Origin of the sequence: Enterobacter sp. A103, from assembly GCF_034427535.1 — a bacterium.
GTDB classification, from domain to species: Bacteria; Pseudomonadota; Gammaproteobacteria; order Enterobacterales; family Enterobacteriaceae; genus Enterobacter; species Enterobacter asburiae_B.
In genome coordinates this window covers 14840-28621 of sequence record NZ_JAXQPQ010000005.1, presented here as the reverse complement: position 1 = coordinate 28621, position 13782 = coordinate 14840, and the positions used below count along the sequence as shown (strand labels likewise).

At 55.1% G+C, this 13782-nt stretch carries 14 protein-coding genes; 10 read left to right on the top strand and 4 right to left on the bottom strand.

The features are described from left to right. Positions 1–5: 5 nt before the first annotated feature. The 4 genes from mreD to csrD form a co-directional block, all read right to left on the bottom strand. Entirely contained in the window at positions 6–494 is a 489-nt protein-coding gene (gene mreD, locus SPH27_RS14810) for a rod shape-determining protein MreD (RefSeq protein WP_023309399.1), read from the bottom strand. Further along, positions 494–1510: a rod shape-determining protein MreC gene (gene mreC, locus SPH27_RS14805; RefSeq protein ID WP_023309400.1), complete on the bottom strand. Its 1017-nt coding sequence runs from the start codon at positions 1508–1510 to the stop codon at positions 494–496. Before mreC ends, mreD begins: the two co-directional genes overlap by 1 nt. Before the next feature lie 62 nt (positions 1511–1572). Continuing rightward, on the bottom strand, positions 1573–2616 hold the full coding sequence (gene mreB / locus SPH27_RS14800) for a rod shape-determining protein MreB (protein WP_000913396.1): 1044 nt from the start codon (positions 2614–2616) through the stop codon (positions 1573–1575). Between the two features lie 282 nt (positions 2617–2898). Further along, positions 2899–4839 (bottom strand): RNase E specificity factor CsrD, encoded by a 1941-nt coding sequence (gene csrD, locus SPH27_RS14795; RefSeq protein ID WP_033146768.1) that lies wholly within the window; start codon positions 4837–4839, stop codon positions 2899–2901. Positions 4840–5021: 182 nt separating this feature from the next. On the opposite strand from csrD, the gene SPH27_RS14790 reads away from it, so the two are divergent. The 10 genes from SPH27_RS14790 (at position 5022) to SPH27_RS14745 (ending at position 13759) form a co-directional block, all read left to right on the top strand. Then, entirely contained in the window at positions 5022–5996 is a 975-nt protein-coding gene (locus tag SPH27_RS14790) for an MDR family oxidoreductase (RefSeq protein ID WP_032659658.1), read from the top strand. 77 nt (positions 5997–6073) lie between these two features. After that, a complete protein-coding gene (gene msrP / locus SPH27_RS14785) occupies positions 6074–7075 on the top strand; it encodes a protein-methionine-sulfoxide reductase catalytic subunit MsrP (protein ID WP_032659657.1) in 1002 nt (333 codons plus the stop codon). Continuing rightward, positions 7076–7675, top strand: a complete 600-nt coding sequence (gene msrQ, locus SPH27_RS14780) for a protein-methionine-sulfoxide reductase heme-binding subunit MsrQ (RefSeq protein ID WP_032659655.1) — start codon at positions 7076–7078, stop codon at positions 7673–7675. It begins immediately after the preceding gene. A 234-nt stretch (positions 7676–7909) separates the two neighbouring features. After that, complete coding sequence (aroQ, locus tag SPH27_RS14775) at positions 7910–8362, top strand: type II 3-dehydroquinate dehydratase (RefSeq protein ID WP_182071499.1); 453 nt, start codon at positions 7910–7912, stop codon at positions 8360–8362. Positions 8363–8383: 21 nt separating this feature from the next. Further along, positions 8384–8845 carry an acetyl-CoA carboxylase biotin carboxyl carrier protein gene (accB, locus tag SPH27_RS14770; RefSeq protein ID WP_010436174.1) on the top strand — a complete coding sequence of 154 codons (462 nt, stop codon included), beginning with the start codon at positions 8384–8386 and terminating at the stop codon, positions 8843–8845. A gap of 10 nt (positions 8846–8855) precedes the next feature. Next, positions 8856–10205, top strand: a complete 1350-nt coding sequence (gene accC, locus SPH27_RS14765) for an acetyl-CoA carboxylase biotin carboxylase subunit (protein ID WP_023333644.1) — start codon at positions 8856–8858, stop codon at positions 10203–10205. 108 nt (positions 10206–10313) lie between these two features. Then, positions 10314–10556, top strand: coding sequence for a YhdT family protein (locus SPH27_RS14760; RefSeq protein ID WP_006178860.1), 243 nt, complete (start codon positions 10314–10316; stop codon positions 10554–10556). Then, positions 10546–11997, top strand: coding sequence for a sodium/pantothenate symporter (gene panF / locus SPH27_RS14755; protein WP_033146770.1), 1452 nt, complete (start codon positions 10546–10548; stop codon positions 11995–11997). The genes SPH27_RS14760 and panF overlap by 11 nt, the downstream gene beginning before the upstream one ends. A gap of 11 nt (positions 11998–12008) precedes the next feature. Continuing rightward, positions 12009–12890: a 50S ribosomal protein L11 methyltransferase gene (gene prmA / locus SPH27_RS14750; protein WP_039260393.1), complete on the top strand. Its 882-nt coding sequence runs from the start codon at positions 12009–12011 to the stop codon at positions 12888–12890. 128 nt (positions 12891–13018) lie between these two features. Continuing rightward, complete coding sequence (locus tag SPH27_RS14745) at positions 13019–13759, top strand: carbonic anhydrase (protein ID WP_033146772.1); 741 nt, start codon at positions 13019–13021, stop codon at positions 13757–13759. Positions 13760–13782 lie beyond the last annotated feature (23 nt).

The following is a 13782-nucleotide window of genomic DNA, read 5'->3' as shown; positions in this document are numbered from 1 at the left end:
ACCTTTTATTGCACAGCAAACTGCTGGCGAACCTTACGCATCAGCAGGAATAACCAAGGCCAGAGCACACCGTTTACTACACTACTCCAGAACACTTCCGGTCGGAAAGAGACGTTGATCACTAAAAACTCTGCCCAGAAAACAACGATATCCGCAGCGAGCGACAATAGCATCACCACCAGGGCCTGTTGCCAGAGCGCAAGGTTACGAAAGAGCTGGAATTTGAGTGCGACGAGGTACGCAATAATGCTCATGGACAAGGCGCGCACGCCAAGCGTAGAGCCGCTAATGAGATCCAGTATGGCACCCATCACGAAACCTGTGCCGACATTTACGCGATGCGGCAGGGCAAGGATCCAGTAGAGTAAAATGAGTAATACCCAGTTTGGCCGGAAAACGAGAATGTCATCCGGCCAGGGCATCACTTGCAGTAACAGTGCAATGAGAAACGAGAGCCAGATGACCCAGCGTCCCTGGCTACGATAGCTTGCCACTACTGCCCTCCCGAAGAGAGTTTAGGCGGTGGCGGCGCATCCGGCAGCGGCTGCGTTAACCCTGTTGCCGGCGCCGGAACTGGCGCAGGCGGCCCCATGGAATCCGCAGGCGGGAGAACCTGCGGCATCATCTGCATCAGGCGCTCGTTCGCCACGCGATGCACCTCTTCAGGCGTCATCGGATTAGCACCGTTACGATCGGCGCCCCACAGCAGCAGCAGATAGCGCAGACGCTGCAACCCGGCGGTTGGACGGGCCTGAATCACGGTATAGGCACGTTGGGTATCCAGCTTGACCGAAGAGACCACCGCAACCGGATAGCCTTCAGGGAAGCGTCCACCCAGGCCGGACGTCACCAGCACGTCACCCACGCGGATATCCGTGTTAGCCGGCAGGTGTTCCAGCTGCAGGTCGTCCGTACAGCCGTTACCGGCCGCAATCACGCGGATGTCGTTGCGCAGAACCTGGATCGGCAGCGCATGCGTGGCATCGCAAATCAGCAGCACGCGGCTGGTCAGTTTAGCCACGGCAACAACCTGGCCCACAACGCCTTTATCGCTGATAACAGGCTGACCTTCATACACCCCGTTCACGCTCCCTTTGTCGATCACAACCTGATCGCTGTAGGGGTCGTTCACGGTGGAGATCACCTGCGTGACCATTTTCTGCTCATCCTGACGCAGCGGCGAGCCGAGCAGCTCACGCAGACGCGCGTTTTCCTGCTTGTATTGCCCCAGCATCAGCAGTTCGCTGTTTTTGAGCAGCAGTTCCTGACGTAATGCCCGGTTTTCGAGTTCGAGTTGGTCGCGCGAAGACAGCGTTTGAGAAACGGAGTCGAGCAGTTCACGGGGACCATTTGAAACAAAGTAGAAAGGACTGACGGCGGTATCCATGTACGTTCTGATCTGGCTGAACGTACCGAGGCGGCTATCGGCAATAATGACCCCAAGCGCAACCAGAACCGCCAGAATAAGGCGAAACTGTAGCGATGGGCCACGGCTAAAAATTGGCTTCATAGGCTATGCGTATTCTCGCGTCAGAGAGAAAGGGTAGCAAATTGCTACCCTCTCAAACTCGACTACTCTTCGCTGAACAAATCGCCGCCGTGCATGTCGATCATTTCCAGCGCCTTGCCACCACCACGGGCGACGCAAGTCAGTGGATCTTCTGCAACTACGACAGGAATACCTGTCTCTTCCATTAACAGGCGGTCGAGGTTACGCAGCAGCGCACCACCACCGGTCAGAACCATACCGCGCTCGGAGATATCGGACGCCAGCTCTGGTGGGCACTGTTCCAGCGCAACCATTACCGCGCTCACGATGCCCGTCAGTGGTTCCTGCAGAGCTTCCAGAATTTCGTTGGAGTTCAGGGTGAAACCGCGTGGAACACCTTCAGCCAGGTTACGGCCACGTACTTCGATCTCACGCACTTCATCGCCCGGATACGCAGAGCCGATTTCGTGTTTGATACGCTCTGCGGTGGCTTCACCGATCAGAGAGCCGTAGTTACGGCGCACATAATTAATGATGGCTTCATCGAAGCGGTCACCACCGATACGTACGGAAGAGGAGTACACCACGCCGTTCAGAGAGATAACGGCCACTTCAGTGGTACCACCACCGATATCCACAACCATAGAACCGGTAGCTTCGGAAACAGGCAGACCCGCACCAATGGCTGCAGCCATTGGCTCTTCAATCAGGAACACTTCACGTGCACCTGCACCCTGGGCAGATTCACGGATTGCGCGACGCTCTACCTGGGTTGCACCAACCGGCACACACACCAGAACACGCGGGCTTGGACGCATGAAGCTGTTGCTGTGAACCTGCTTGATGAAGTGCTGAAGCATTTTTTCAGTCACGAAGAAGTCGGCGATAACGCCGTCTTTCATTGGGCGAATGGCGGCGATGTTGCCAGGGGTACGACCCAGCATCTGCTTCGCGTCATGACCCACTGCAGCCACGCTTTTCGGCGAGCCTGCACGATCCTGACGAATGGCCACAACGGAAGGCTCATTCAATACGATGCCTTGTCCTTTTACATAAATAAGGGTATTCGCGGTACCCAGGTCAATGGACAGGTCATTGGAAAACATGCCACGAAATTTTTTCAACATACTAAGGGATAATCCTGAAAGCTGGGGCGGAAAACAAAATCCGCTTACTTTACCAACCACACGCAGCAGCGACAAGGCGCAAAAATCATCTGCAACGGTGAAAATTTGTGCAGTACGTTTCCTGATGTTACAAAATCATCCCCTGATTCCCTCAGGGCTGAGTAAACAGTAGCGTTCCCCACTGACGTTTGTAACCCGTTACAGGTCGTTCACTGGCTTTTTGCTCGACATACTCAAAGCTACAGGCGCGATATTCTACGTGAAAACAGCGTAAACGGCAGGTCAAACAGAGTATCTTTGCAAATATTTTTTCACGTTGGTGTCAAGCGGTTGAGAGGCAGCAAAAAAATCCCCCTGACCACCCATCACGCCGCGCGCTGTTAACATCTGCCATTCGCTTCTGGAGCGCACGCCCGTGGCGAATACTTGTGTTCGCGTACCCTTGCACGCTTCTACCAGACTCTGTACCAGCAGCTGGTTTTCCGTACGCTTCTCAATATTCCTTACCAGCCCCGGATGTAGCTTTAATAACTCCACATCCAGTTCCTTGATCCAGCTGGTGCTGACCAGCGTTAAACCTGCCTGCGTCACAGCGATACGTGCACCGAGCGCATTGATCAAACGTACCACCGGACGTAACCGGCTGATGTGTTGACCTACATCGGCCTCAGCAAGTTCAAAAATAATGTGTTTACGTTGCGATTTTTCGCATTGCATTAGCGTATCACGTAGCCAGCGCTGAAAACGTGGGCGTATTAACGACTCCACGGTGACCTGTAACGCCAGGTTTTCTTCAGGCCAGAAGGATAAAAACGGAATCAGCCGGGTAATTTGCTGGCGGTCATACTCTTCGGACAGCCCAAATTGCAGCACCATCGGCAGATATTCCGCAGAGATGACCTCTTCGGTACCGTCAAAAATACGACACATCAGTTCACGGTGATGAACGTTGCCGTTTTTCATGACCGCGGGTTTTTGATAAATACGTGGCCCGCCGCGGCTGAGCATTTGCTCAATCAGCGTGCGCCAGCGCACGTTGCCGCGCCCTTTTTCCGGCAGCGAGTCATCATAAACCGCCCATCCGTTGGCTCCCTGCAACACGGCGTTGCGGGTAGCGGCTTCCGCGTGCTCCATCACCTGTTCAGTCGATTGTCCACCACGCCAGGCGCAGATCCCCATGTGGACCATATCGTCCCTGTCGAGCATTTTGCTCTGCGGCAGCGCATCTACCGCCTTCAGCAGCTGGCTGGCGATGCTTTCGGATTCCTTCAGCGTACGGTGAGGCAACAGCACGGCAAAGTCGCTGCGGTGATAGCGGGCCAGCAGCGCGCCCGGGTAGCGCATAATAAAGGTGGAGAGCAGGTTGATCAGCGTAAAGAGGTTTTCTTCCGCGGCTCGCTGTCCCCAGGTGTCGCGCAGGAGATCGAAATCGGGCAGGCGAATCATCATCACCACCCCGTGTGTCCCCACTTTTTCTGAATCGTCGAGCAGCGTGGCGAGCTGATTATCAAAGAAAAGACGGTTGTTAAGGCCAGTTTTATTATCCTGCGCCGCATAAGAGCGGATCAGCGTATCCATACGGCTGCGCTGATCGCTGGCAAACTGGATTTCGGAGAGCAGGGTATCGAGCGCGCTGCTGGCGCGTGACGGCCACTCGTGAACAGAGCCACGCACCTGCGGGCCGCGTTCACCGTTCAGGATACGTACGGATCGCATCTCCAGCAGCTCCTGACCAGAGAGCTGGCGGCGCAGCCAGCGGACCGCGAGAAAGATCAGCAGGACGATAAACGCAACGGCGACGGTGAGCGGCGCGGTGGTCATCATGGAACGGAAATAGCTGGCCATAGGATCGAGGTAGACCATGTGTATGGTCATCCCCGGATTTTTAAGGGAATGCACCGTCACTTCCCGATACTGGCTTACCACGCCCGCGGGGCGATAGCTTCCCGGTCGTTCGTGGCTTAAAACACGATGCTTTCCCTGCAGAATGTCGATCTGAACGATATCAACAGGTACCATCAACTCATCAAGCTCACGGGAGAGCGCCGGTAGGGGCGTCGTCAGCAGACGCGTATCAATCACCGAGGCAACAGACTGTACCCGGTTGACCAGCTTGTCCTGAATGGCGGTGTAAAAACTCAGGGAACAGCCCAGAAGCGTGACAAAAATGGTAAGCCCCGTCAGCAAGGTGATAAAAGCTGAGAACTTCGTCGTTAATCGCATCCTTGAGATTACTCCGTGGGTTGATGGGGTAGCGAGTAAGCGCTAACTTGCATTTCAAATGCGGCATACTACCAAATCGGGCGTATCTGGCAATTTATTGCGTTAAATCGGCACTGCGTTTCCCTGAGCGAGTATAGTCTTCAGAAATTATTTTCCAATCATCTGAGTCGTGAGGACCCCGTATGCAGGCTTTGATCTTAGAACAGCAGGACGGCAAAACGCTTGCCTCAGTGCAGGCGGTTGAAGAGAGTCGCCTGCCGGAAGGCGACGTAACCGTCGACATCGACTGGTCCAGTTTAAATTATAAAGATGCGCTGGCTATTACCGGTAAGGGTAAAATCATCCGAAATTTCCCTATGGTGCCGGGGATCGATTTCGCTGGCCGGGTTCATACCAGCGAGGATCCGCGCTTCCATCCAGGCCAGCATGTGCTGCTCACCGGCTGGGGCGTGGGTGAAAATCACTGGGGCGGGCTGGCAACGCAGGCGCGCGTGAAGGGCGACTGGCTGGTGCCTGTGCCGAAAGGCATGGATGGCCGCAAGGCAATGATCGTCGGCACGGCAGGCTTTACCGCCATGCTGTGCGTGATGGCGCTGGAAGATGCGGGTATTCGCCCTGAGTCAGGGGAAATTGTCGTCACCGGCGCGAGCGGCGGCGTGGGCAGCACGGCAGTCACGCTGCTCCACAAGCTGGGCTATCAGGTCGCTGCGGTTTCCGGCCGAGAAAGCACCCATGACTATCTGCGCCAGCTCGGCGCCAGCCGCATTCTCAGCCGCGACGAATTTGCCGAAACCCGTCCGCTGGAAAAACAGGTCTGGGCAGGGGCGGTGGATACCGTCGGTGATAAGGTGCTGGCAAAAGTCCTGGCGCAGATGAACTACGGCGGCTGCGTGGCAGCCTGCGGTCTGGCGGGCGGATTTGCCCTGCCAACCACCGTGATGCCATTTATTCTGCGTAACGTACGCCTGCAGGGTGTGGATTCCGTAATGACCCCGCCGGCCCGTCGTCATGAAGCCTGGGAACGGCTGGTGCGCGATCTGCCGGAATCTTTCTATACCCAGAGCGCAACGGAGATAACCCTCAGCCAGGCGCCGGAATACGCCAGTAAGATCATGGACAACCAGTTCCACGGCCGCGCGCTGGTGAAAATCGCCTAATCTTCAAATTTTCGTGACATATTCGCGCGAATCCCTCTCCTCCGTCATGCTTAGAAAAACGCATGACGGAGGATGCCATGAAAAACCGAAAACTGACGGAAGCCGACGTAACGTCTGAGTCTGTCTTTATGTTACAGCGCCGCCAGATCCTGAAAATGCTTGGCATCAGCGCCACAGCCCTGACGCTCTCTCCCGCGGCACACGCCGACCTGCTCGACTGGTTTAAAGGCAACGATCGGCCAAAGGCCCCATCCGGCGCCCCGCTCACCTTTACGAAACCGGCCGAATGGCAAAACAAGCTGACGCTCACGCCGGAAGATAAAGTTACCGGCTACAACAACTTCTACGAATTTGGTCTCGATAAGGCCGATCCTGCCGCCAACGCGGGGAGCCTCAAAACCGATCCGTGGACGCTGAAAATTGATGGCGAAGTGGCGAAACCCCTGACGCTGGATCACCACGATCTTACTACCCGTTTCCCGCTCGAAGAGCGTATCTACCGCATGCGCTGCGTGGAGGCCTGGTCGATGGTTGTGCCCTGGGTCGGTTTCCCGCTGCATAAACTGCTGGCGATGGTTGAACCCACCAGCAATGCAAAATATGTCGCTTTCCAGACGCGCTATGCGCCGGACGAGATGCCCGGGCAGAAAGATCGGTTCATCGGCGGCGGGCTTGAGTATCCGTATGTGGAAGGGCTACGCCTCGACGAAGCTATGCACCCCCTCACCCTGCTGACCGTTGGCGTTTATGGCAAAGCGCTTCCGCCGCAGAACGGCGCCCCCATCCGTTTAACCGTACCGTGGAAATATGGCTTCAAAGGGATTAAATCTATCGTCAGCATTAAGCTTACCCGCGAACGTCCGCCAACCACCTGGAATCTGGCGGCCCCGGACGAATACGGTTTCTTCGCCAACGTGAACCCGCACGTGGATCATCCGCGCTGGTCGCAGGCAACCGAGCGGTTTATCGGTTCCGGCGGTGCGCTGGACGTAAAGCGCCAGCCGACGCTGCTGTTTAACGGCTATGCGGATGAAGTGGCCTCGCTTTACCGTGGCCTCAACTTACGGGAGAACTTCTAAGTGCGTTTAACGGCAAAACAGATTACCTGGCTGAAAGTGCTGCTGCACCTGGCCGGGCTGCTTCCTTTTATATGGCTGTTCTGGGCCGCCAGCCAGGGGCTCTTTAGCGCAGATCCTGCAAAGGATATCCAGCATTTTACCGGTCGGATGGCTCTGAAATTTTTGCTGGCCACCTTGCTCGTCTCGCCGCTGGCGCGCTACGCTAAACAGCCCTTATTGATACGCACCCGTCGGCTGTTAGGGCTATGGTGTTTTGCCTGGGCGACGCTGCACCTCACCAGCTACGCCCTGCTGGAACTGGGAATTAACAATCTGGCGCTGCTTGGCCGCGAACTGGTGACACGTCCGTATCTGACGCTGGGTATCGTGAGCTGGGTGGTTTTACTGGCGTTAGCGCTGACATCCACGCAATATGCGCAGCGAAAACTGGGCAGGCGCTGGCAGCTTCTGCATAACTTCGTCTATCTTGTCGCGATCCTCGCTCCCATTCATTACCTGTGGTCGGTGAAGATCCTCTCGCCGCAGCCAATCCTTTATGCACTGGCGGCCGTGGCGCTTTTGGCATGGCGTTACAAGAAGTTCCGCCAGTGGTTGCGATAGTTCGCGAAACTGTGCGTTTTCCCGCAGATTACCCGTCAACCGCAAATCTTTTTCGGATAGCGGTTGATAATCTTCCCTGATAAGACCAGTATTTAGCTGCTAAATGCTACGAAATCGTTATAATGTGCGACCTTGGTTCGCCTGACAGCGGTTTTAAGCCTCTGAAAAGGTGACATTTGCGTTTCGAAGGTATATTTTGTTTTTTACCCGAAAATCGCAGGAGATAGCGGCATAATGACTGATAAATTCCATATCTTAGTTTTGAACGGACCGAACCTGAACATGCTCGGCACCCGTGAGCCAGAGAAGTACGGCACGCTAACATTGAGTGAAATTGTTAACCGTCTGGGAACGGAAGCAGCGTCACTGAATGTGGATTTGGATCATTTTCAGTCGAATGCGGAGTACGCACTCATCGACCGTATTCATCAGGCTAAAGACAATATGGACTATATCCTGATCAATCCGGCCGCGTTTACGCACACCAGTGTTGCTATCCGCGACGCACTGCTTGCGGTGAGTATCCCGTTTATCGAGATCCACCTGAGTAATGTGCACGCCCGAGAGCCGTTCCGTCACCATTCGTATCTGTCGGATATCGCTGCTGGCGTTATCTGTGGACTGGGCGCAGACGGCTATTCATACGCTTTACAGACAGCGGTAAAACGCTTGTCACAATCACACTAAACAAGAGTACGGAACCCACTCATGGATATTCGTAAGATTAAAAAACTGATCGAGCTGGTTGAAGAATCAGGCATCTCCGAACTGGAAATTTCTGAAGGCGAAGAGTCTGTACGCATCAGCCGTGCAGCCCCAGCCGCTAGCTTCCCGGTAATGCAGCAAGCTTATGCTGCGCCAGTGCAGCAGCCTGCGCTCTCCGCAGCCGTTGCGCCAGCAGCTGAAGCCGCACCTGCCGCTGCAGCAGAAATCAGTGGTCACATCGTACGTTCCCCAATGGTTGGTACTTTCTACCGCACCCCGAGCCCGGACGCGAAGGCGTTCATCGAAGTGGGTCAGAAAGTCAACGTAGGCGATACCCTGTGCATCGTTGAAGCGATGAAAATGATGAACCAGATCGAAGCAGACAAATCAGGTACTGTTAAAGCGATTCTGGTCGAAAGTGGTCAGCCGGTTGAATTTGACGAGCCGCTGGTCGTCATCGAGTAACGAGGCGTACATGCTGGATAAAATTGTTATCGCCAACCGCGGCGAGATCGCACTGCGTATTCTTCGTGCCTGTAAAGAACTGGGCATCAAGACCGTCGCTGTGCACTCAAGCGCGGATCGCGATTTAAAACACGTATTGCTGGCGGATGAGACGGTCTGTATTGGCCCGGCTCCGTCCGTAAAAAGCTATCTGAACATCCCGGCTATCATCAGCGCCGCTGAAATCACCGGCGCGGTGGCAATTCATCCGGGTTACGGCTTCCTCTCTGAGAACGCCAACTTTGCTGAGCAGGTTGAACGCTCTGGCTTCATCTTCATCGGCCCGAAAGCCGACACCATCCGCCTGATGGGCGACAAAGTGTCTGCAATCACCGCGATGAAAAAAGCCGGTGTTCCAACCGTACCAGGCTCTGACGGCCCTCTGACCGACGACATGGATGCTAACCGTGCTCATGCTAAACGCATTGGCTACCCGGTTATCATCAAGGCGTCCGGCGGCGGCGGCGGTCGCGGTATGCGCGTTGTGCGTAGCGATGCTGAACTGGCGCAGTCCATCTCCATGACCAAAGCAGAAGCGAAAGCCGCTTTCAGCAATGACATGGTGTACATGGAAAAATACCTGGAAAACCCACGCCACATCGAAATTCAGGTGCTGGCTGACGGTCAGGGTAACGCGATCTATCTGGCAGAACGTGACTGCTCCATGCAGCGTCGTCACCAGAAAGTGGTCGAAGAAGCGCCAGCACCGGGCATTACTCCGGAACTGCGTCGCTACATCGGCGAGCGTTGCTCCAAAGCGTGTGTCGATATCGGCTATCGCGGTGCAGGTACCTTTGAGTTCCTGTTCGAGAACGGCGAGTTCTATTTCATCGAAATGAACACCCGTATTCAGGTTGAACACCCGGTTACCGAAATGATCACCGGCGTTGACCTGATCAAAGAACAGCTGCGTATCGCTGCAGGCCAGCCGCTGTCCATCAAGCAGGAAGAAGTTGTGGTGAAAGGCCATGCGGTAGAGTGCCGTATCAACGCCGAAGACCCGAACACCTTCCTGCCAAGCCCGGGTAAAATCACGCGTTTCCACGCGCCGGGTGGCTTTGGTGTGCGCTGGGAGTCTCATATCTACGCCGGTTACACCGTACCGCCGTACTATGACTCAATGATCGGCAAGCTTATCTGCTACGGCGAAAACCGTGACGTGGCGATTGCCCGCATGAAAAACGCCCTGCAGGAGCTGATCATCGACGGTATCAAAACCAACGTTGATCTGCAGATGCGTATCATGAGCGACGAGCACTTCCAGAATGGTGGAACTAACATCCACTATCTGGAGAAAAAACTCGGTCTGAACGAGAAGTAAGAGACCTGTGTTGCTAAAAGGCCGGATTATCCGGCCTTTTTTATTTCTGGGGCCTGGAAAGCCTCATCATGTACAATCCCCGCTTTCTTCATCCACAAGGGACAAAAAATGGACAAACGTTTTGTTCAGGCCCATAAAGAAGCGCGCTGGGCGCTGTGGCTGACCCTTCTCTATCTCGCAGCATGGTTAGTAACTGCTTACTTACCTGACTCCGCTATTGGCATCACCGGCCTCCCGCACTGGTTCGAAATGGCGTGTCTGCTGGTCCCGCTGGTCTTCATCCTGCTGTGCTGGGCAATGGTGAAATTCATCTATCGCGATATTCCGCTGGAGGACGATGATGCAGCTTGAAGTCATTCTGCCGCTTATCGCTTACTTGTTAGTGGTGTTTGGTTTATCCGTTTACGCCATGCGTAAAAGAACGACGGGCACCTTCCTGAACGAGTATTTTCTGGGTAGCCGCTCGATGGGCGGCGTCGTACTGGCCATGACGCTGACCGCGACCTACATCAGCGCCAGTTCGTTTATCGGCGGACCCGGAGCAGCCTATAAATACGGGTTAGGCTGGGTGCTGCTGGCGATGATCCAGCTTCCTGCCGTCTGGCTCTCTCTGGGCATACTGGGTAAAAAATTTGCCATTCTGGCGCGCCGTTATAATGCCGTGACGCTCAACGATATGCTGTTTGCCCGCTATCAGAGCCGTTTACTGGTATGGCTGGCCAGCTTAAGCCTGCTGGTGGCCTTTATTGGCGCAATGACGGTACAGTTTATCGGCGGGGCACGCCTGCTGGAAACGGCGGCGGGTATTCCCTACGAGACAGGCTTGATCATCTTCGGAGTCAGCATTGCGCTGTATACCGCGTTTGGCGGATTCCGCGCCAGCGTGCTGAACGATACGATGCAGGGCATGGTTATGCTTATCGGCACTATCGTCCTGCTGGTCGGCATTGTGCACGCCGCGGGCGGCCTGAGCCATGCGGTTGAAACGCTCGAGGCGATCGATCCAAAACTGGTTTCGCCGCAGGGCGCGGATGACATCCTTTCTCCAACCTTTATGACCTCGTTCTGGGTGTTGGTGTGCTTTGGGGTGATTGGCCTGCCGCATACCGCCGTGCGCTGTATCTCTTACAAAGACAGCAAAGCCGTGCACAGAGGTATCATTATCGGCACTATCGTTGTCGCAATCCTGATGTTTGGTATGCACCTGGCGGGCGCGTTAGGTCGGGCAGTTATTCCTGACCTTACCGTACCCGATCTGGTTATCCCAACCCTGATGGTTAAAGTGCTGCCGCCATTTGCCGCCGGGATCTTCCTCGCCGCACCGATGGCCGCCATTATGTCGACCATCAACGCTCAGCTGCTGCAAAGTTCCGCTACGATCATAAAAGATCTCTATCTGAACCTGCGTCCTGAGCAGGCAGAGAATGAACGGCGCCTGAAGCGCATGTCGGCCGTTATTACTCTGGCGTTAGGGGCATTGCTGCTGTTAGCCGCGTGGCGCCCGCCGGAGATGATCATCTGGCTGAACCTGCTGGCATTTGGTGGGCTTGAAGCGGTATTCCTGTGGCCGCTGGTGTTAGGACTCTACTGGGAGCGCGCGAATGCCGCCGGTGCGCTGAGCGCGATGATTGTCGGCGGCGTACTTTACGCCGTCCTCGCAACGTTTAAGATTCAGTACCTGGGCTTCCATCCGATTGTGCCTTCGTTACTGCTAAGTTTACTGGCGTTTGTGGTGGGGAACCGTTTCGGTCAACCCGTCCCACAACCCGCTATGATTTCTACTGATAAATAAAGAGTTTTGCCATGCCGTGGATCCAACTAAAACTGAACACAACCGGCGCTAACGCCGAAGAGCTGAGCGATGCGCTGATGGAGGCCGGTTCGGTCTCTATCACCTTCCAGGACACGCATGACACGCCGGTCTTTGAGCCGCTGCCGGGCGAAACCCGCCTGTGGGGTGATACCGACGTTATTGGCCTGTTTGATGCCGAAACCGATATGAAAGAGGTTGTCGCGATTCTGGAGAATCATCCTCTGCTGGGCGCGGGTTTCGTGCATAAAATCGAACAGCTGGAAGATAAAGACTGGGAACGCGAGTGGATGGATAACTTCCACCCGATGCAGTTCGGCAAACGTCTGTGGATCTGTCCGAGCTGGCGCGATGTCCCTGATGAAAGCGCAGTGAACGTGATGCTCGACCCGGGCCTGGCGTTTGGTACCGGTACTCACCCAACCACATCTCTGTGCCTGCAGTGGCTGGATGGTCTGGATCTGGACGGTAAGACAGTGATCGACTTCGGCTGTGGATCCGGGATCCTCGCGATTGCAGCCCTGAAGCTGGGCGCGGCAAAAGCCATCGGGATCGATATCGATCCGCAGGCGATTCAGGCCAGCCGCGATAATGCCGAGCGTAACGGCGTCTCCGATCGTCTGGAGCTGTATCTGCCGGATGCTCAGCCAGAAGCCATGAAAGCCGATGTGGTGGTCGCAAACATTCTGGCGGGCCCACTGCGCGAACTGGCTCCGTTAATCAGCGTGCTGCCCGTTGAGGGCGGTCTGCTGGGGCTTTCCGGTATCCTGGCAAGCCAGGCCGACAGCGTGTGTGAAGCCTACGCCGATCTCTTTGCCCTCGACCCGGTGGTGGAAAAAGAAGAGTGGTGCCGCATCACCGGGCGTAAAAAATAAGAATCTGGCGTGGTCATCTGACCACGCCTCTCACCCTCTGATAATCCTCTCTCCCCCGTTCATTCTTCGGTAAAATAACCCTACAAATCATGTTGATTTGTATTACAAAAATTCACCGGAAGAATATGATGACACACGTTACAGGCAAGGCAGCGCTGCTGGCGCTGAGCATGATTTCGGCTTCAGCATTTGCATCACACTGGAGCTATGAAGGGGAAGGTTCACCGCAACACTGGGGCGAGATGGACGAGGCATACAAGACCTGTCAAAGCGGTATGAACCAGTCTCCTGTTAATATTGATTCGACCACTAACGCCCATCTCTCCCCGCTACAAACCCACTACGTTGATGGCCCTGTTACACTGACGAACAATGGCCATACCATTCAGGCAGGTGAACAGGCGAACACCCGCGATACCCTTACTCTCGATAAGCAAACCTGGACGTTACAGCAGTTCCATTTCCACGCGCCGAGCGAAAACACCGTACATGGCAAGAGGTACGCGATGGAAATGCATCTGGTTCATAAAAATGCCAGTGGGGAACTGACGGTGGTGGCGGTCATGTTTGATAAAGGGGCCGCAAACCCGGAGCTTGAAAAACTGTGGCGCGTTATGCCTCAGCAGGCCGAGCAGAACGTCTCCATCAAACAGGATCTCAACCTGAACAAACTGCTGCCAAAAAATAAAACGTACTGGCGCTTTAGCGGTTCACTGACCACTCCACCGTGTTCAGAAGGCGTTACCTGGATTGTACTTAAACAGCCCCTGACGGTTTCTGCAGAACAACTTGCCAGATTCACCCGGACAATGCATCACGATAATAACCGTCCGGTACAGTCGCTGCATGGGCGCGTCGTGGTCGAATAACACGCATTTTTCGCATGACGATC

Bases quoted from the DNA above. Each gene is read 5' to 3' on its own strand.
- mreC (WP_023309400.1), bottom strand. From the start codon at position 1,510: ATGAAGCCAATTTTTAGCCGTGGCCCATCGCTACAGTTTCGCCTTATT.
- mreB (WP_000913396.1), bottom strand. From the start codon at position 2,616: ATGTTGAAAAAATTTCGTGGCATGTTTTCCAATGACCTGTCCATTGAC.
- csrD (WP_033146768.1), bottom strand. From the start codon at position 4,839: ATGCGATTAACGACGAAGTTCTCAGCTTTTATCACCTTGCTGACGGGG.
- SPH27_RS14790 (WP_032659658.1), top strand. From the start codon at position 5,022: ATGCAGGCTTTGATCTTAGAACAGCAGGACGGCAAAACGCTTGCCTCA.
- msrP (WP_032659657.1), top strand. From the start codon at position 6,074: ATGAAAAACCGAAAACTGACGGAAGCCGACGTAACGTCTGAGTCTGTC.
- aroQ (WP_182071499.1), top strand. From the start codon at position 7,910: ATGACTGATAAATTCCATATCTTAGTTTTGAACGGACCGAACCTGAAC.
- accB (WP_010436174.1), top strand. From the start codon at position 8,384: ATGGATATTCGTAAGATTAAAAAACTGATCGAGCTGGTTGAAGAATCA.
- accC (WP_023333644.1), top strand. From the start codon at position 8,856: ATGCTGGATAAAATTGTTATCGCCAACCGCGGCGAGATCGCACTGCGT.
- SPH27_RS14760 (WP_006178860.1), top strand. From the start codon at position 10,314: ATGGACAAACGTTTTGTTCAGGCCCATAAAGAAGCGCGCTGGGCGCTG.
- panF (WP_033146770.1), top strand. From the start codon at position 10,546: ATGCAGCTTGAAGTCATTCTGCCGCTTATCGCTTACTTGTTAGTGGTG.
- prmA (WP_039260393.1), top strand. From the start codon at position 12,009: ATGCCGTGGATCCAACTAAAACTGAACACAACCGGCGCTAACGCCGAA.
- SPH27_RS14745 (WP_033146772.1), top strand. From the start codon at position 13,019: ATGACACACGTTACAGGCAAGGCAGCGCTGCTGGCGCTGAGCATGATT.